This is a genomic window from Bacillus sp. AP8, assembly GCF_000321185.1.
In the GTDB taxonomy this organism is placed as follows: Bacteria; Bacillota; Bacilli; order Bacillales; family DSM-1321; genus Bacillus_AD; species Bacillus_AD massilioanorexius.
The window spans coordinates 42,244-59,362 of sequence record NZ_CAPG01000074.1; the positions used below are offsets into that span (position 1 = coordinate 42,244).

17 protein-coding genes are annotated in these 17,119 nt (G+C 34.4%); 3 read left to right on the plus strand and 14 right to left on the minus strand.

What is annotated here, in order from left to right; genetic code table 11:
- Positions 1 to 6: 6 nt before the first annotated feature.
- The 5 genes from BN349_RS17735 to BN349_RS17760 form a co-directional block, all read right to left on the minus strand.
- A complete protein-coding gene (locus BN349_RS17735; protein ID WP_019243680.1) occupies positions 7 to 888 on the minus strand; it encodes a hypothetical protein in 882 nt (293 codons plus the stop codon).
- A 125-nt stretch (positions 889 to 1,013) separates the two neighbouring features.
- Positions 1,014 to 1,733 carry a phage antirepressor KilAC domain-containing protein gene (locus BN349_RS17740; protein WP_019243681.1) on the minus strand — a complete coding sequence of 240 codons (720 nt, stop codon included), beginning with the start codon at positions 1,731 to 1,733 and terminating at the stop codon, positions 1,014 to 1,016.
- 12 nt (positions 1,734 to 1,745) lie between these two features.
- Complete coding sequence (locus tag BN349_RS17745; protein ID WP_019243682.1) at positions 1,746 to 2,027, minus strand: hypothetical protein; 282 nt, start codon at positions 2,025 to 2,027, stop codon at positions 1,746 to 1,748.
- A 163-nt stretch (positions 2,028 to 2,190) separates the two neighbouring features.
- A complete protein-coding gene (locus BN349_RS17755) occupies positions 2,191 to 2,409 on the minus strand; it encodes a helix-turn-helix domain-containing protein (protein WP_019243684.1) in 219 nt (72 codons plus the stop codon).
- Between the two features lie 16 nt (positions 2,410 to 2,425).
- Positions 2,426 to 2,611 carry a helix-turn-helix domain-containing protein gene (locus BN349_RS17760; RefSeq protein WP_019243685.1) on the minus strand — a complete coding sequence of 62 codons (186 nt, stop codon included), beginning with the start codon at positions 2,609 to 2,611 and terminating at the stop codon, positions 2,426 to 2,428.
- A gap of 278 nt (positions 2,612 to 2,889) precedes the next feature.
- Between BN349_RS17760 and BN349_RS17765 the strand changes: the two genes are divergently transcribed.
- Genes BN349_RS17765 through BN349_RS17775 form a run of 3 tightly spaced genes read left to right on the plus strand, consistent with a single transcriptional unit; the run spans position 2,890 to position 4,909 of the window.
- Positions 2,890 to 3,306: a helix-turn-helix domain-containing protein gene (locus BN349_RS17765; RefSeq protein ID WP_019243686.1), complete on the plus strand. Its 417-nt coding sequence runs from the start codon at positions 2,890 to 2,892 to the stop codon at positions 3,304 to 3,306.
- 21 nt (positions 3,307 to 3,327) lie between these two features.
- The gene (locus BN349_RS17770; RefSeq protein ID WP_019243687.1) at positions 3,328 to 3,768 is read left to right on the plus strand and encodes an ImmA/IrrE family metallo-endopeptidase; all 441 of its coding nucleotides are present in this window, start codon (positions 3,328 to 3,330) and stop codon (positions 3,766 to 3,768) included.
- Positions 3,769 to 3,778: 10 nt separating this feature from the next.
- Positions 3,779 to 4,909, plus strand: a complete 1,131-nt coding sequence (locus BN349_RS17775; RefSeq protein ID WP_019243688.1) for a site-specific integrase — start codon at positions 3,779 to 3,781, stop codon at positions 4,907 to 4,909.
- A gap of 82 nt (positions 4,910 to 4,991) precedes the next feature.
- Here the strand turns inward: BN349_RS17775 and rlmD are convergent, their stop codons facing one another.
- The 9 genes from rlmD to ligA form a co-directional block, all read right to left on the minus strand.
- Positions 4,992 to 6,362: a 23S rRNA (uracil(1939)-C(5))-methyltransferase RlmD gene (gene rlmD, locus BN349_RS17780; RefSeq protein WP_019243689.1), complete on the minus strand. Its 1,371-nt coding sequence runs from the start codon at positions 6,360 to 6,362 to the stop codon at positions 4,992 to 4,994.
- 300 nt (positions 6,363 to 6,662) lie between these two features.
- Complete coding sequence (locus tag BN349_RS17785) at positions 6,663 to 7,466, minus strand: alpha/beta fold hydrolase (protein ID WP_019243690.1); 804 nt, start codon at positions 7,464 to 7,466, stop codon at positions 6,663 to 6,665.
- A gap of 180 nt (positions 7,467 to 7,646) precedes the next feature.
- A complete protein-coding gene (locus tag BN349_RS17790; protein WP_019243691.1) occupies positions 7,647 to 8,579 on the minus strand; it encodes a diacylglycerol kinase in 933 nt (310 codons plus the stop codon).
- 174 nt (positions 8,580 to 8,753) lie between these two features.
- On the minus strand, positions 8,754 to 9,476 hold the full coding sequence (locus BN349_RS17795) for a DUF3784 domain-containing protein (protein WP_019243692.1): 723 nt from the start codon (positions 9,474 to 9,476) through the stop codon (positions 8,754 to 8,756).
- A 622-nt stretch (positions 9,477 to 10,098) separates the two neighbouring features.
- Positions 10,099 to 11,529, minus strand: coding sequence for an Asp-tRNA(Asn)/Glu-tRNA(Gln) amidotransferase subunit GatB (gatB, locus tag BN349_RS17805; protein ID WP_019243694.1), 1,431 nt, complete (start codon positions 11,527 to 11,529; stop codon positions 10,099 to 10,101).
- A gap of 12 nt (positions 11,530 to 11,541) precedes the next feature.
- Complete coding sequence (gene gatA, locus BN349_RS17810) at positions 11,542 to 13,002, minus strand: Asp-tRNA(Asn)/Glu-tRNA(Gln) amidotransferase subunit GatA (protein ID WP_019243695.1); 1,461 nt, start codon at positions 13,000 to 13,002, stop codon at positions 11,542 to 11,544.
- A 13-nt stretch (positions 13,003 to 13,015) separates the two neighbouring features.
- Positions 13,016 to 13,306 carry an Asp-tRNA(Asn)/Glu-tRNA(Gln) amidotransferase subunit GatC gene (gene gatC / locus BN349_RS17815; protein ID WP_019243696.1) on the minus strand — a complete coding sequence of 97 codons (291 nt, stop codon included), beginning with the start codon at positions 13,304 to 13,306 and terminating at the stop codon, positions 13,016 to 13,018.
- A 598-nt stretch (positions 13,307 to 13,904) separates the two neighbouring features.
- Positions 13,905 to 15,089, minus strand: a complete 1,185-nt coding sequence (locus tag BN349_RS17820) for a CamS family sex pheromone protein (RefSeq protein ID WP_019243697.1) — start codon at positions 15,087 to 15,089, stop codon at positions 13,905 to 13,907.
- A 12-nt stretch (positions 15,090 to 15,101) separates the two neighbouring features.
- Positions 15,102 to 17,108 (minus strand): NAD-dependent DNA ligase LigA, encoded by a 2,007-nt coding sequence (gene ligA / locus BN349_RS17825; protein ID WP_019243698.1) that lies wholly within the window; start codon positions 17,106 to 17,108, stop codon positions 15,102 to 15,104.
- Between the last annotated feature and the right edge of the window lie 11 nt (positions 17,109 to 17,119).

Below are 17,119 nucleotides of genomic sequence, written 5' to 3' on the forward strand. Positions count from 1 at the left end.
CTTAGTTTAGTATTTTTCTTGCAACTCTTTCATTAGGGCTTCTGCTTCTGCTTCAAAGTCAGGATTATGTTCCTCTGTTGGAGTACTGTTATTTTGGTTTTTAAGCCAATCTGGAACGATTTCTTGACGTTGATATCCTCTACTTGGTTTGTTCTGTTTATCTCGCTTGCATTGAACTACAAGTCGGTCAAATTGATCTCTTAACTTGTCCATTGATAAGATGTTCCCCTGCCAAAAAGAATCGTTTTGAGACCAATTTATAAGGAATTTAATTTGTTCTTCAGTTCGTTTATCTCGTTCCATCATCAATCTAACTGTATTAGCCCATTTTTGAAGATTAGGCTTTTTATGTTCTGGATTGTTTTCTAGTATTCTTTGAAATAAGAAATTAGCTAATTGAAAATAAATTGACGACTCGTCATAAGCTTGCTTATGATTTATATCTTTTTTATTATCATTATTTTCATTGTTATCATTATTAACATTATTGTTTGTGTCTTTTTGTGGTTCTTTTGTGGTCTCCTTATGGTTCTTTTGTGGTTCTTTTGTGGTTTCTGAATTTTGATAATCGCTGTAGTGACATATGGTTAAGGTGGTTTTTTTCTTGTCTGTTTTTTTAACAATCATAGAGTCTTCTTCTAATAATTTTAAAAACGACCTTACCTTAGTTTTTGACCATCCCCAACGATCCATAAGCTTTAATTCAGATGTTATGAAACTACCTCTTTCGACCACTATATATTCATTTCCAAGAAGCACTTTATTATCTTTGTGATTAGCAAGTAATAATAAATCAATCCATGCTTCAAACTTTGAAAATGATCTTTTTTCTAAAAACAAAGGATGATCTTGAATCTTCCTGTGTAAACTAATCCACCCTTGATGCATCTTTACACCTCCAAGATGCTTAATACCGAATAAACGTTCCATGTAGTCAATAGTCAATAGTTGATATATAATTGACCACAAGAACATTAGAATTAACAAATCAACCTGTCTAGTTGTTGCAGCAACTAGGCATTTTTCTTTTCCAAGAACTTATTTATGAAATAGATTTGACCTTTTCCTGTTACTTTAGGTGTGTACTTTGTATTCGGAACTCCATCACTTCCAGTATGAATATGCGTGCTAACTTCGAATAAACTCAGTTCCATAGATCGTTGTGTTGGTTTATTCCAAAATGGTTTACTTTTACAAAGATACTCATTTTCTCTAAGCCATTTAAATAGCCTCTGTTGTCCTATCTCAATTCCTTTTTGAGCTAATAAAATCGCTAAGTCTTTTACTAGAATACAAGTTTTGCTAACTGAAATAGCTTCAGCAAAGAATACTTTAGGCTTGTCCTCTTCTATTTTTGTAGATAACTCTAATACTTTTTTATCTGCATATTCTAAAGCTCGCTTCATAACCATTTCTGGACTATTCCACATTTTTTCAAGTTGTAAAAAATACTGTCTAGCTTGTTTACCTTTTTCTGTACGTTGAATCATTGATATTTCTTTTGCCATGTCTAATTTCAAATGATGTTCATATTGTTCTACGCTATTTCCTTGAGCTGTTACTCTTTTTTGAGTAAGAGTAATATAATCTACATTTTCTGCGAATCCAAAAGCAAGCATTCTTTCAAACCAGTCATTATATCTGGTTTTCACTCCCAAAAACTCATGCAACTCACGACCACTAATAATAATGTCTCCATTTTTATCATTTGATGTTTTAATTAATTCGTTCATTCATTTACCTCCCTAATATTCTTTAGCAGTTTTCAGATGTTCGTGTATCCCAAACAAATTATAATTATCAGAGTTTGCCACTATTACTTTTTGACAATCAGCTTTGTTAACTACTTCAACAGGAACTGGCATCACACCAGTATTATTGTAATAGATCTTGTTTTTATTTAATTTTTCTTCTGTATAAATTCCTGCTTTTTTTATGTCCATGTAATAACCAGAATTATTAGGCCCCCACCATATATATTGATCACCTTTTGACCACTTTAGTGATAAGAGATAGTATTCTCTCACTCATTTCCCTCCTTCTGTAATCCCCCAATCATCATTCCAATACCAAGTGCGGCAACCAGAAACATATAAAATCCACATAATTCAGAAATATCCAACTACATTCCTCCTTTTGATTTTTAGAACTTAAATCTTTCCTCAAATTCTGCAATAGTGGTAAAAAAAATTATTTTGCTGAATTCATTTCAAATTTCTTTATATTATCCAAATCAGAAAAATCTTTACCTATATTTCTTTTAAGAAAATCATCAACTTCATATTTTGGAACTTTTAGCTGCCCAAGCTTCAGAACATTTAAATGTCCGCCTTTAATAAGTGCATAAACTAAAGAGGTATTACATTTAAAAAGTTTTGACACTTCCTTTACTGTAAATAGAACTTCCATATTGTTCACCTTCATTTCACTGATAATTAAATCCAAGGATTTCAGAAATTTTTTTCTTGTATTTTTCGCCTTTTCTATTACCTTTAACTATGTCCGACAAATAAGAAACTGAAATTCCGACTGTTTTCGCGACTTCTGTTAATGTCATTTCTTTAATAATTAGTCCCGTTTTAACGCTGATTTGAAATTGCTTTTTATCCACCTTCATCACCTCCTAAAAATTTACATGAGAAAATTTTCGCTAATTCATTGACTGAAAATTAGACTATATGCTAATATATAAGCAGGCAAAGATACAGAAAATGACAAAATAAAACATATCGCTCCCCAGCGCATTATTGTTTGTATTTTTTCAATTTTCGCTGTATTTTCTGCAAATAAAAAAGCTTATATTTGAATCTTAATAGACTACAGACTAATTGTCAACATCTATTTTTAGTCTACAGACTATTTTTTTCAAATGCCGAGAGGTGACAGATAATGACTTTGGTGCAAAAGATTAAATATTTGTGTAAACAAAGAAAAAAAACAATTGCTTCGTTGGAAAGAGATCTTGAGTTTGGTAATGGAACTATTAGGAAATGGGATAAGGCCTACCCATCAGCAGATAAATTGAAAAAAGTTGCTGACTATTTTGGTGTAACAACTGATTATTTATTAAATGAATCAGAAGACACAACTACAATAATATCTACTCTATCTAAAAAAGACCGAGACGATATTGAGAAGAGAATTATCGAAATACGAAACGACCTTACTGATTCAGACGGGTTGATGTTTTCTGGTGAACCGATGAGCGATGAAGCCAAGGAATCGCTCATGTCTGCAATGGAATATATAGTTACTCAAACAAAAATCATTAATAAGAAGTACACACCTAAAAAACACCGTAAGTGAAATTAGATCGGAGTGTCATTTGTGAAATACTACGTCAGAAACATAGTTCAACATCTTATTAAGAAATACAATACAAGCAATCCGTACGAACTAGCCGATTGTTTAAATGTGCATATAGTAATGTGGGATCTACATCGTGAAATATTAGGATTCTACAAGTATGAAAAACGAACAAAGTGGATTTTTATTAATTCAAATTTAAGCGACATTGAAAAAGATATTACTTGTTATCATGAATTAGGACATAGTGTTTTGCATCCACGATTTAACACTCCGCATCTTAGAAGAGACACGATGTTTTCAGTGTCAAAACTAGAAAAAGAAGCTAATTTATTTACGGTAGAACTTCTATTACCTGATGACTTATGGAATGAGTACCTAGCTAATTTCAATAACTTAGAAGCAATCAGCCAACACACGAACATACCTATTGAATTATTAAAACTAAAATTAGGATTTTAGGAGTGATTTCATGCAAGGCGGAGTTAGAAAAAGAGGTAGTTCTTGGTACTATTATTTTGAAGCAGGGAAAATAGATGGAAAAAGAAAAAAAATAGAACGCAAAGGAGGCAAAACAAAAAAAGAAGCACAAATAGCTTTAAGAAACGCTATCGCTGAATTAGAAAATACAGGATCACCTTTATTAGAATCGAATATAAGTGTTGCTGACTATTTTAATTATTGGTTTGATAATTACGTGCTTACAAATTGTAAATATAACACTCAACAATACTACAGAAGAATCATTGATGGTCACATTGTACCCTCCTTCGGAAGTTTAAAACTAAAACAAGTTACTTCAAAAAGATTACAAGAGTTCATTAATAAAAAATATCTTGAGGGGTATGCAAAAAGTAGTGTTGCAGCTATGTTAGGGGTAATAAAAAAAGGATTTCGTATGGCAAATAAACCGTATAAGTTTATTAAAAATAGCCCAGCAGAAGAAGTAAAATTACCTTCATATAGTAAAGATTTTGATGATGATAATTTAAAAATTATCAGTAAAGATGATTTTGCTTGTATAATGAACAGATTCCCAGAGAATAGCACTTTCTATATACCTCTGCAAATTGCTTTTCATACAGGCATGAGAGCATCAGAAGTATGCGGTTTAACATGGAGTAACGTAGATTTCGAAAAAAAAATCATTAAAATACGAAGTATTATGATTTTAAAAAAAGGAAAAATTGACATTGGTACTCCCAAAACTCCAGCATCAAAAAGGAATATATTAATTGGAGCTAAGCTTCTTGAAATACTAAAAAAGCATAAAAATAAGCAAGAAGAAAACAAAGAGAAATATGGCGAATACTATATAGAGTCAGATTATGTATGCACTAGAGAAAACGGGAAAATAGTAACAATGGACACAATAAAATACCTTAGTAGGGTAATTAATTATGAATTAATGATACCTTTTAATTTTCATTCTTTGAGACATACCCACGCAACAATGCTTATAGAAGCTGGGGTCAATATTAAATATGTTCAAAAAAGATTAGGACACGACAAAATTAGTACTACTCTAGACACATATTCCCACGTTACTGAATCGATGGAAGAAACAAGTATTAAAACTTTCGAAAACTTCATCGAAGAATAGTATTGCCACCATGCCATTTAACACGGTGGCAAATAGGTGGCAAATGACTAAAATACCAAGGTAAAACATCTTGAAAACACTATTATACCAACTCTAACAACGCGACCGTCTCCACATGTGTCGTTTGCGGGAACATATCAACCGGCTGAACTTCACAAGTTTGATAGCCACCATCTTCTAGGATACGGAGGTCACGTGCTAATGTTCCTGGATTACATGAAACATATACGACCTTCTTCGGTTTCATAGCTTGTATAGTATTCAATAATGATTCTTCACAGCCTTTACGTGGTGGATCGACTACAATAACATCTGCTTTAATACCTTCTTTATACCATTCAGTAATAACTGTTTCTGCCGGGCCTGCTTCAAATTCTACATTGGTAATGTTGTTGCTTTTCGCATTTTCACGTGCATCACGGACAGCATCTTCAACAATTTCAACCCCGTACACTTTTTTCGCTTTTTGAGCTAAGAACAGTGAGATTGTTCCAATTCCACAATAAGCATCGATTACAGTTTCTTCTCCTGTTAAACCAGCAAATTCTAATGCTTTGTCATATAACACTTTTGTTTGAACAGGATTCACCTGGAAAAATGATCTTGGTGAAATCGCAAATTTAATATCTCCAATGGTATCGGTAATTGTCGCTTTTCCCCATAATGTAAGTGAACGATCTCCTAAAATCACATTCGTACGTTTTACATTAATGTTTTGTACGATACTTTTTACATTCGGAATTGCTTTGACAATATCTTTTACAATTTCATCTTTATTCGGTAAAGTTCTTGTACGTGTTACTAAAACGATCATAATCTCGCCTGTTTCTTTTGCCCAACGAACGACGATGTGACGAAGTACACCTTTATGATCTTTTTCATAATAAGGAGCTACCCCATTGTTTACACAAATATTTTTCACTTTAATTACGATGGAATCATCCATAGATAGTTCTACACCGCAGTTTGTCATATCTACGATTTCATGAGTACGTTTTTTATAATATCCTGCCACAACTCGACCTTTTTGTTCACCAACTGGTACTTGAACCTTATTGCGATATTGCCATGGATTCTCCATACCTAATACTGAATGAACCTTAACATCCTTTAACCCACCAATACGCTCTAAAGCATCACGCACTTGTTTTTCTTTTGCCTTTAATTGTCCTTCATAGCTTAAATGTAATAGCTGTGCGCCTCCACATTCTTTATGAAGGGAACAAGGATATTCTACTCGGTCTGGACTTTCTTCTATTAATTCTTCTAAGCGACCAAAGCCATAGCCTTTATTTGCTTTTACAACACGAACTTTTGCTTTTTCACCTGGTAAAGCAAAAGGTACGAATAATGGATAACCATCTACTTTCGCTACCCCTGATCCATCCGTCGTTAAATCTTCAAATTGAACAGTCACTATATCATTTTTCGAGACTGGAGCATTTTTCTTCATTTGTTCAACTTCCTTTTCTATTGTTTAAGGAGTATTCAAAGCTTAAACAACTTTGAAATTCTCTCATATTGCCTATTCCTAATACAGACTAGCATGATTTTACCATAAAGACCTGCCACAATAAAGAAAGCGAACTATAATGCCGCTGTTCTCATTCAACTTTTCCATGAAGTGATTCAACTTTAACTGTTTTTCATTCAGCTTTCGACGAAAACGATTCAACTCTTGATCATTTTGGTTCAACTTCCCGTAACTAAGCATTTTCCCACACAAAAAAGCCGTCCGCAGACGACTTTCCTCTTAGCTTGATTTCACTGGAATTATCCTATTTTTATTGTTTAGCATAAAGTGTATGCTTTTTTCGTTAAAAATTTGTGATTGATCAATGTTACATACATGACCTGCATTTTCAATACATTCTAATCTCACATAATAGTTCGTCTTTAAGACTACATCCTCGACTAAATCAAGAAATAAATAATCTTGTTCTCCCATAATAAAGAGAGTTGGAATGTCTTTAAAATCCTGTTGTAGCTCCTTTAAAAAAGGGCTTACATTTTGTGTTAAAGAGAACCATTTAATAAATTGTTTTTGGCACATTCCTTTTGCTTGTTCCACAAACGTAATGCGAGCTTCTTTATGATTTTTGCGTGGCATAATAATCCAAGCAAATAAGCGATAAATCCACATATACGGTAGTACATACTTGCCGATATGTCCGAGGGTTAAATAACACTTTGTTCGAAGGTTAATCCCTGTAATAGCTCCACCTAAAACCATTGATTCTACTCGCTTAGGATATTGCTGAGCAATGGTTTGAATGACAATAGTTCCTAAAGATATCCCAACAAAATGAGAAGTTCTTATATTCAAATGATCTAACACTGCCATTACTTCATTAGAAAGAGTAATAAAATTATCTTCCTTCTTCCAATGGACCTTTTGAGATTTTCCATGTCCACGTAAATCAATGAGTAAGACATTAAATTGCTTTTTATAATCTCTCAATTGTTTAAACCAAACGGCAGAGTTTCCACCAGCACCGTGTATTAACGTTACCCAAGGTTTATTTTCAGCCAGGTAATGCGTACGATAATGCAGCACATTAACACCCTTTCAAAATAGGATCTTACAATACAATTTGAGTATAATAGAATCCTTCACAAATCAATAGTGGTTAATTAAGACAATTTTCTTTCACACCAATTTCACAAATCATATGTTTTTAACATAAAAAAGAGCGTCCTCTTTAACTTTTGAGAAACACTCTCTTATTAGGTTATATTATATTTCATTACGCTCAGGCTTTTGTGGTAATGCATCAGGTACAAAATCCTCTGGTACAAATACTTCAAAATGGCGATGTAAATTAACAAATTCAACAGGTGCTACTCCACCATATTCACCATCTAAGTTTAGTTGCATTTTCTCTTTTGAGGTTACTTTAACTCGATTTGCCTTTGCATAAATGATATTAGGATCTTTAATATGCTCACCGCGAGTAGCAAGAAACGCAACTCGAATAAAGTCAGCAAGATTCGTTTTCTTTAAAATCAATAATGTAAACATCCCATCATTTAAGGAAGCATCTGGAGCTAAACGTTCAAAACCACCAACTGAATTTGTATTTGCTACAAGGAAAAGCATGATTTCTCCTTCAAAAAGCTTACCATCATATTCAATTTGAACTTCAGCAGCTTTTATAGAAGGTAACATTTCGATTCCTTTTAAATAGTACGCTAGCTGACCAATCATCGTTTTTAACTTGCTTGGTACTTCATATGTAAGCTCTGTTAATCGGCCACCGCCTGCAATATTGATAAAATATTTTTCATTCATCTTTCCAATATCTATAGGAATCGTATTCCCTTGGACAATAATGTCAACCGCTTTACTTACAGAGCGAGAAACATGAATAGCACGAGCAAAATCATTGGTCGTTCCAGTCGGTATGATTCCAAGCTTTGGCCGATGCTCAGCACCTGCTAATCCATTAACTACTTCATAAATCGTTCCATCTCCACCAGCAGCAATAACCACATCATACTTTCGCTCAATAGCTATACGGGCTGCTTCTGTAGCATCCCCTTCACAAGTTGTAGCGTGACAAGATGCTTCATATCCTGCCGCTTCAAGCTTTGCAAGAATATCAGGCAAATGCTTACGAATGATTTCTCTTCCTGAAGTTGGATTATATATTAATCTGGCTCTTTTCATTATCATCATCCTATTAGTTAGATTCGTCTATTCCTTATAGTAAAAGTCTAGTGACGTCTCATTCTATTATTGTATGTAGTATCGTTATTCAAACAACTGCAAAGTAAATTATATAGCATCGACGCCCCAAATGACAAATATTCCAGAAAACATATAAAAAAACAATATTCGTCCTTATTTTAATTTAGCTTCTATTTCATCAAACCATTTTTTAGTTTCCGTCGTTTTTTTCGAATTTAGTAAATAATATTTGTCTTTTGTAACGATAAAAATATAAGGTGGATATTTTGTGAAAACATGATGTCTACCCGGACCAAGCTTTTTAGAATGAAATGCTCCTAGTGATCTTGTCTCTGTAGCATAACCATTCGATTTGATTGTGTCATTAGGCAGATGGTCTATTAATTCCATTTTTTCTATATCACTTATAAGAATCGTATCATCATACATTCCTTCTAGTTCAATCTTATCAGCAGTAATTGTCACGTTAGTAGCCTGCTCACCCATAAAAAAGAGAACTCCTATTCCGACAATGACAATGACATATGTAACACTTAAAATAATTCTATTTCGTTTTTTTGTCCGCTTTACATCATAGCGCGTCAAATTCAAAGAACCAATCATTGTATACAATAGAAAAATGCTTACAAATACTTCTATACTATAAGATACATGAAATCCAATAAAAGGAATACTCATAATCCATAATACAGCCATCGTCCAGCAAAAACGACCAACTGCCCTAGTATAGCCGTTTTTCTCTAATTCCTTTTTTTCTTCCTCGGTATACGAGCTATAGCCAGAGATCAGACTATAATTTTTCTTGTTATGAACAACAAATGCTATGCCGACCATCATAGCCCCAACCAAGCACCAAATGATTAATAAAAGATCCACTCCTCCCTACCTCCTTTTGTTTTAACGGATATCCTGTCACAGGTTATCCGTTAAATAGTATTTTTATCTATTCCTTCTTTTTACCTTTTTTGGATCTGTAAATTTAACAAGTAATGAGACAACTGCAATAATAATCAATATAATACCGATATATATCCCTACAACCATTTTTTTCTCCTCCCCTTATATACAATATATCTTGTTCATGTTGAAAAAATCAAAACGAATTGTCTAATTGCTAAAAAAGATACATATTTTAAAAGTTCACGTTCACATTTATAGTAAAAATTAATGACTCTATGTCTTACATTTCGATAGATAAGAAAAACAGTTACTAGTGCTTTGGGTATAGCTGTTATCTCAGAGAAATTGTGATTCTCTTTGCAGTTTCATTCCATGATATTCCTTCAAAAAGGAGACATACGGATTTGAAAATAAAGCCAGACATTTGTCTTAGTTCAAAATTATATACTTTCTTATCTTCTAAAAAAGACATCCTTCTTATAAAAATAATGAAGGATGTCTTTCACTAATCGAAGTCTCACTTTATCATAAAGCACAATTACTTCTTTCAATAATAGGAGGAGAATCAATGAATCTTCACACCTATTATAGCTTTATTTTATCTTTTTTCGATTTCTTGAAAGAGAAGCTTATTCACTAATTGTGGATTTGCTTGTCCTTTTGTTGCTTTCATAATTTGACCAACTAAGAAACCAGTTGCTTTCTTTTGACCTGCTTTATAGTCCTCAATTGATTTTGGATTATTGTCTAATGCTTCCGTGATGATTTTTAATAAAGCACCTTCATCTGAAATTTGTACTAGACCTTTTGCTTTCACGATTTCCTCTGGATTACCACCATTTTCAACTAATTCTTTGAAGACCGTTTTAGCAATTTTTGAAGAAATTGTTCCTTTTTCAATTAACACAATCATACCAGCTAACGCTTGTGGTGTTAAAGGAAGGTCATGAAGCTCTTTACCTTCTGCATTCATGTAACCAGATAAATCACCCATAATCCAGTTAGAAGCTAACTTCGCATCTGCACCAGCAGCAACTGTCGCTTCAAAGAAATCTGATGTTTCTTTTGTAACAGTTAATATAGCTGCATCATATGTTGGTAGGCCAAGTTCTTCTACATAGCGTTTTTGACGAGCATCAGGAAGCTCTGGAATTTCTGCGCGTACGCGAGCTTTCCACTCATCATCAATATACATTTCTACTAAATCAGGCTCAGGGAAATAACGATAATCATCAGATCCTTCTTTTACACGCATAAGAATCGTTTTACCTGTTGTTTCATCAAAACGACGAGTTTCCTGTTCAATTTTACCGCCTGCTTGTATAACTGCACGTTGACGTTGCTCTTCAAACTCAATGCCTCTACGCACAAAGTTAAATGAGTTTAAGTTTTTCAATTCCGTTTTTGTACCAAATTCTTCTTGACCAATTGGGCGAATGGAAATATTCGCGTCACAACGAAGTGAGCCTTCTTCCATTTTACAGTCTGATACACCTGTGTATTGAATAATAGATTTAAGTTTTTCTAAATAGGCATATGCTTCATTTGCCGTACGAATATCTGGTTCTGATACAATTTCTACTAGTGGTGTACCTTGACGGTTATAGTCACATAATGAACTACCACCTACACCATGTGTTAATTTACCAGCGTCTTCTTCTAAATGAATACGAGTGATACCAATTCGTTTCTTATATCCATCTACTTCAATATCAATATATCCATGTTCTCCAATAGGCTGATCGAACTGAGAAATTTGATACGCTTTCGGATTGTCTGGATAAAAATAATTTTTACGATCAAACTTTGTATGAGTAGCAACTTCGCAATTAATAGCCATTGCCGCTTTCATTCCATACTCTACTGCTTTTTTATTTACAACAGGAAGAACACCAGGATAGCCCAAATCAATGACTGATGTATTTGTATTTGGTTCTGCTCCAAATTTGTTCGGTGCTGATGAGAATATTTTAGAATCTGTTTTTAACTCAACGTGTACTTCAAGACCTATTACCGTTTCAAAATTCATGTTCTTCACCCCTTACAATTGTGGCTTTTTTTTATGATGATCAGTTGCTTGTTCAAAGGCATGCGCAACTCGATATACCGTGCTTTCATCAAAATGCTTACCAATAATTTGAAGACCTAGTGGCAGTCCTTCTTGAGATAATCCACATGGTACTGAAATCCCTGGTACACCAGCTAGGTTAACCGGAATCGTTAAAATATCATTCGCATACATTGTCAATGGATCTTTTGTATTTTCACCAATTTTAAAAGCAGGAGTTGGTGTTGTAGGTCCAATAATTACATCATAACTTTGGAATACATCTTCAAAATCCTTTTTAATCAATGTACGAACTTGTTGTGCTTTTTTATAATATGCATCATAATAACCTGAACTTAAAGCGAATGTTCCCAGCATAATACGACGTTTCACTTCATTACCGAAGCCTTCTGAACGTGTATGCTTATACATTTCCATTAAGTTTTCAGCATTTGGTGTTCTATAGCCATAACGAACTCCGTCAAAACGAGCTAAGTTCGCAGATGCTTCAGATGAAGAAAGTAAATAATAGGTTGCTAACGCATATTTAGAATGTGGCAGAGAAACTTCTTCCCAAGTTGCTCCAAGTGATTCTAATACTTTTAAAGCTTCAAGAACAGATTGTCTTACTTCTTCTTGAACGCCCTCTCCTAAGTATTCTTTAGGTACTGCGATACGTAAGCCTTTAACATCTCCTGTTAAAGCTTCTGTAAACTTTGGAACTTCTACATTTGCAGATGTACCGTCCATTGGATCTAGACCTGAGATTGCTTCTAATAAAAAGGCATTGTCTTCAACCGTATTCGTAATTGGCCCAATTTGATCTAGTGAAGAGGCAAATGCCACTAAACCAAAACGAGAAACACGTCCATAGGTTGGCTTTAAACCTACAACACCACAAAAAGAGGCTGGCTGACGAATCGATCCACCCGTATCAGAACCAAGTGTGAATAACACTTCTCCAGCTGCTACTGAAGCTGCGGATCCGCCTGAAGACCCACCTGGTACACAATTTGTATTCCATGGATTACGAACCGTTTTATACGCAGAATTCTCATTCGAAGAACCCATCGCAAACTCATCCATATTGAGTTTACCAATTGTAATTGTTCCAGCTTCTTTAAGCTTTTGTACAACTGTTGCGTCATAAATCGGGTCGAAATTCTCAAGAATTTTACTTGCACATGTTGTGCGAAGATCCTTTGTAACAATATTATCCTTAATTCCGATTGGCATTCCAAAAAGAGTACCTGTAGCTTCTCCTTTTGCTAACGCCTCATCGAGAAGAGCTGCTTGTCCTCTAGCAGCTTCTTCATTTAATGCTAAAAAAGCAGCAACTGTATCATCTACTTGAGCAATACGTTTAAACGACGCATCCACTAAATCTGATACACTCACTTCTTTTTTATGTAAAAGAGTTTGCAGTTCTTTTAAACTATTTGTAAAAAGTGACATTGTCCTTCCCCCCTTATTCAATGATGGATGGAACGCGAATGAGTCCATCATGATGATCTGGTGCATTTTTGATTACTTCTTCTACCGGAAGCCCCGGTTTAGCAACATCTTCTCGCAGAACGTTAACCATTTCTAAAACGTGATAAGTTGGTTTAACATCTGTCGTATCTAATTCGTTTAACTGTTCAGCAAACGAAATGATAGCATCTAGCTCTTTTGTCATTTGTTCTACTTCTTCTTCAGTTACTGCTAGTCTAGCTAAATGTGCTACGTGTTTAACATCTTCTGTTGAAATACGTGACATATTATTCACACCTCCAAAATTTTCATTCGACCAAAAGCCATACTTTTAATATTATCAAACTTTGCCACGCTAAAGCAATATGATAGCCTTTACTCCGTCACAATTTTCAATCATAAAATCCTCCTTTTCAGCCTACTGAAAAAGAGGACACGTTTTTATTCCATATTTCTTTTGGTTCTAGTCCATCTTATTGGCTTTTCTTAGACAAGAAAGACTAGAACATATTACAAACTAATATTATACCACTATTATGAAAAGTCAGTAAATTCACTTTGCATTTTCATATTTTTCTTACTATCCAAATTGTATTTCATTTTTCTTTCTTATTTTAAACAAATTTTATCAAGGATTCAATTGTCATCTACTTAAACAGATCGTTTTCTCTTACTTCTTCGTTTTATTCGCTTCATTTTTACAATGATTCAATCATATCTCGCCTACATCACGCATCTATTTCTAAGCATAAGAAAAAACGTTACCCGTCCTATCTGATAGCTATTATCTTAGAGAAATGATTTCTTTAACCAAAATTATATACTTTTTTTATAAGATAAAAAGATGCCATACAGCGTTTACCTGTATGGCATCTTGACATAACTTACTGAGAAATATGAACAAATGGCTCTTTTTCATTTGCTTTTCGAACAATTAATGATTCTACGCCATTTACTGATGTTACTGTGACCTCAACAGAAACATAGCTAGGGAAGTATTCCATTACCAATCCTGTTACATATTGAGTGAAACCAATTGCTTCTGATTTACCATAAAATTGAATTGGAATTTCAATTTTCATTTCTTGTAGCTGATCATCAATATAATATCCGCGTCCCACAACTCCACTAAAATTAGGGAAGTACTTTTCTACATCTTCTTTAAATTTTATATATGTTGAGTGGTCATCACGATATTTTTCTTTTGTTTGATCATTTGGGAATAGGTAGTACTTTTCATTTACGTTTTTCCAACTTGAAATCTGATTGCTACCTTCACCAACATTCGTATAAGCTACAAAGTTTCCTGGAACAACTGATGATTTCTCAGCTTGCTTATAAAGCGCAATCGTAATCGGAACATTTTTTAAACCGTCCTTTTTGCGTAAACGTTCCAATACTTCATCGGCAATTTTCTTACCTTCTTCAATCATTTTATCTTCTGGAATTTTCACTTCGAATACGTCTCCATATTGTTCCTTCTGATAGTAATGAACAGAGTTCAATGCAAGCCCAATAACTACACCAGCCAAACCTACTTTATCATCTGATTTTTTAACCATGTAATCTTGTTCCAAAATATGTGCTAAATATAGTGGATTATCTTCATTACGTTTAACAATATCTCCCTTACCAGGGTCAATTGGATTCAATCCTAGGTTATCCGATTCCTCTAATTCTTTGTCTTTTTTCATTTTCTCTGCAAATTGCTCTTTTGTATATTTACGTTGTAGCCATTTATTCACAGTCTTTGCCGATAAAAATTGTCCTTCTTTATACACATAATCATCTGGACTAAACTTTTGTTGTGCAATACGCATTAAGCCCATTTCCATTTCATTTACATCATATCGACTATTTAAATTCGATACAGTTTGACCTCGTGCTTTACTAGCTTCAAATGGCAAAATGGTACGATAATAGTTTTCAGAAATTTGATACTTTGGAATAATCGCCTTTTCTTTGTCATCGTCAGTTTTCTTAACATTCGTATCTTGACTATCATATTTAGGGGCACATCCCGACAAGAGTAGCAATAGCGCTAACCCTATTAACGAGAGCTTCTTCATGGTTTACACCTCTTATTTATTTAGTTCTTCGATCAGTTTCGCCTCATCCCATATTTCTACACCTAAATCTTGAGCCTTTGTTAGCTTCGAACCAGCATCTTCACCAGCTACTACTAAATGCGTCTTCTTACTAACACTTCCAGCAACCTTAGCTCCAAGGGCTTCTAGCTTTTCCTTGGCTTCATTTCGTGTAAGAACTTCCAGTTTTCCCGTTAGAACAACTGTTTTCCCAGCAAAAAATGAATCATTATCCTCTATTAAAATAGCTTTAGGTCCCTTATATGTCATATTTACTCCCGAAGCTTTTAGCTCCTGCAGTAAATCTGCCACCTCAGGCTGTTCAAAAAATGTAACGACTGAATCGGCCATCTTATCTCCAATTTCATTGATGATGGTTAATTCTTCATAGGTTGCTTTCGCTAATGCATCCATCGTTTCAAAATGCTGTGCTAACGTTTTAGCTGCTTTAGCACCTACATGACGAATTCCAAGTCCGAATAGTAAACGTTCTAATGAATTCTCTTTTGAAGCTTCAATCGCTTCTAATAAATTTTGAGCTGATTTCTCACCCATTCTTTCCAAACCTAACAACTGTTCCTTTGTAAGTTTGTATAAATCAGCGACATCAACTATTAAATTTTCACGAAATAACTGAGTAATAACCTTTTCTCCACAGCCATCGATATTCATGGCTCCTCTTGCAACAAAATGAATTAGTCCTTCTCGAATTTGGGCATGACATTTTGGATTAATACAGCGTAAAGCGACCTCTTCTTCTAAACGAACAAGTTCACTTCCGCACTCTGGACAATGCGTCGGCATCATAAAGTCTTGTTGCTCATCCGTTCTTCGATCCACTAACACATTAACTACTTCAGGAATAATATCGCCAGCTTTTTTTACAACAACATAATCCCCAATTTTAATATCTTTCTCACGAATTAAATCTTCATTATGAAGAGATGCTCGACTTACAGTTGTTCCTGCTACTTTTACAGGCTCTAATATAGCTGTTGGTGTAATAACCCCTGTACGTCCGACACTTAATTCAATATCAAGCAGCTTTGTTACTACTTCCTCCGCTGGGAATTTATAAGCGATGGCCCATCGTGGACTTTTAGCTGTCATACCTAATTCTTCTTGTTGCTGTAATGAGTTAACTTTAATGACAATCCCATCAATTTCATATGGAAGATGTGGTCTCTTTTCACTCCAACTATTTACGTAACTTATCACTTCTTGTATATTAGCACATGTTTGTCTCTCTTGATTGGTTTTAAAACCCAAATCGTCTAATAAATTCAATCCTTCACTATGCGTTGTAACACCAGTTCCACCTAAATCAGCAATGGCATATAGAAAAACACTTAAATTACGAGAGGCTGCAATTCTCGGATCTAACTGGCGCAATGAACCAGCTGCGGCATTTCGAGGATTCGCAAACGGTTCTTCTTCTTGCTGCTCTCGTTTTTTATTAAGCTGTTCAAATGATTTCTTTGGCATATACGCTTCGCCACGAACTTCTATCGTTAACGGCTGTTTTATTCGTAGTGGTATAGATTTAATTGTTTTTAGATTAGCTGTAATGTCCTCTCCAATTGTACCATCTCCACGAGTAGCACCACGAGTAAAAAGACCATTTTCATACATAAGTGAAACAGCTAGTCCATCTATTTTTAATTCACATACATATGAAAACTGTTCACCAACTGCTTGGCGAACTTTTCGATCAAAATCAAGTAAGTCTGCTTCATTAAAGGCATTTCCTAAACTTAACATCGGCGTGCGATGTTCTACCTTTTGAAATGCATCTAAAACAGCTCCTCCAACACGTTGCGTTGGAGAATCTGGTGTCTTTAATTCTGGAAAGCTTTCTTCAACTTGAATTAATTCTTTTAATCTGGCGTCATACTCTGAATCCGGTACCGACGGCTGATCCAATACATGATATTCATAATTATATTGGTTCAGTAAAACATGTAGCTCAGCTACTCGTTTTTGAGCAGAAATAAAATCCATATGGACAGTCC

Excerpts from the sequence above, each read along its gene's own strand:
- BN349_RS17735 (WP_019243680.1), bottom strand. The coding sequence starts at position 888 with ATGCATCAAGGGTGGATTAGTTTACACAGGAAGATTCAAGATCATCCT.
- BN349_RS17740 (WP_019243681.1), bottom strand. The coding sequence starts at position 1,733 with ATGAACGAATTAATTAAAACATCAAATGATAAAAATGGAGACATTATT.
- BN349_RS17755 (WP_019243684.1), bottom strand. The coding sequence starts at position 2,409 with ATGGAAGTTCTATTTACAGTAAAGGAAGTGTCAAAACTTTTTAAATGT.
- BN349_RS17765 (WP_019243686.1), top strand. The coding sequence starts at position 2,890 with ATGACTTTGGTGCAAAAGATTAAATATTTGTGTAAACAAAGAAAAAAA.
- BN349_RS17775 (WP_019243688.1), top strand. The coding sequence starts at position 3,779 with ATGCAAGGCGGAGTTAGAAAAAGAGGTAGTTCTTGGTACTATTATTTT.
- rlmD (WP_019243689.1), bottom strand. The coding sequence starts at position 6,362 with ATGAAGAAAAATGCTCCAGTCTCGAAAAATGATATAGTGACTGTTCAA.
- BN349_RS17790 (WP_019243691.1), bottom strand. The coding sequence starts at position 8,579 with ATGAAAAGAGCCAGATTAATATATAATCCAACTTCAGGAAGAGAAATC.
- gatB (WP_019243694.1), bottom strand. The coding sequence starts at position 11,529 with ATGAATTTTGAAACGGTAATAGGTCTTGAAGTACACGTTGAGTTAAAA.
- gatA (WP_019243695.1), bottom strand. The coding sequence starts at position 13,002 with ATGTCACTTTTTACAAATAGTTTAAAAGAACTGCAAACTCTTTTACAT.
- gatC (WP_019243696.1), bottom strand. The coding sequence starts at position 13,306 with ATGTCACGTATTTCAACAGAAGATGTTAAACACGTAGCACATTTAGCT.
- BN349_RS17820 (WP_019243697.1), bottom strand. The coding sequence starts at position 15,089 with ATGAAGAAGCTCTCGTTAATAGGGTTAGCGCTATTGCTACTCTTGTCG.
- ligA (WP_019243698.1), bottom strand. The coding sequence starts at position 17,108 with ATGGATTTTATTTCTGCTCAAAAACGAGTAGCTGAGCTACATGTTTTA.